At 42.6% G+C, this 547-nt stretch carries 1 protein-coding gene and 1 pseudogene; both read right to left on the reverse strand.

Annotation, left to right across the window (positions count from 1 at the left end):
- Positions 1-266: pseudogene (locus ACFIKU_RS10335) on the reverse strand (hypothetical protein); the annotation flags it as partial.
- The coding region (locus ACFIKU_RS10340) for a hypothetical protein (protein WP_375657454.1) at positions 263-547 on the reverse strand (285 nt) is incomplete at its 5' end. The gene ACFIKU_RS10340 and the pseudogene ACFIKU_RS10335, both read right to left, overlap by 4 nt.

A 547-nucleotide genomic window follows, 5' to 3' on the forward strand; every position in this document is an offset into this window, starting at 1 on the left:
ACTTCCCATGCTAATTGGTCAACAAAACGCGCTCCATCTTCACATGTCGCATAACATTCAACATCTAGCGTTAAAACGCGTCGCCTTACTCCATAATCATAGCCATCTTCAATTGTTTCACTTTGTGTTGAGATATTAATTGCAGGCGTGTTCTCAACGGAAAAGTTGAAATCACGCATATTGAAAACGTTGTCACCAGCTGCCGTCTTTGCTGCCTTTATCAAAGCAACAAAGCTTTCCCTTATCGTTTCGCGTGGATGTTTCATTGTTTTATCTCTCGCAAGATAAGCTTATACATACCGGATTCAGAGGCTTGGACATCTGTGACAATGAAGTGCTCTTGAGAGGGGGCTTTGCTGTTTTCAGGGGAAATGATTACAACATTATCTTGAGGGTTTGGTGGTAAGCCTCCAATGTCATTGATACAAAGATCAAGTTCCTTTCTTGCAATTGTGGTAGGGATTCTGCCACCGGCGTCCGATTCTGAATGTTTAATGGTGTAAATCGCTGTGATCCGAAAAGATTGCTGGTTGTCCTTTCGCGTGTA

It is taken from the genome of Bartonella sp. CM120XJJH (assembly GCF_042194715.1).
GTDB lineage: Bacteria > Pseudomonadota > Alphaproteobacteria > Rhizobiales > Rhizobiaceae > Bartonella.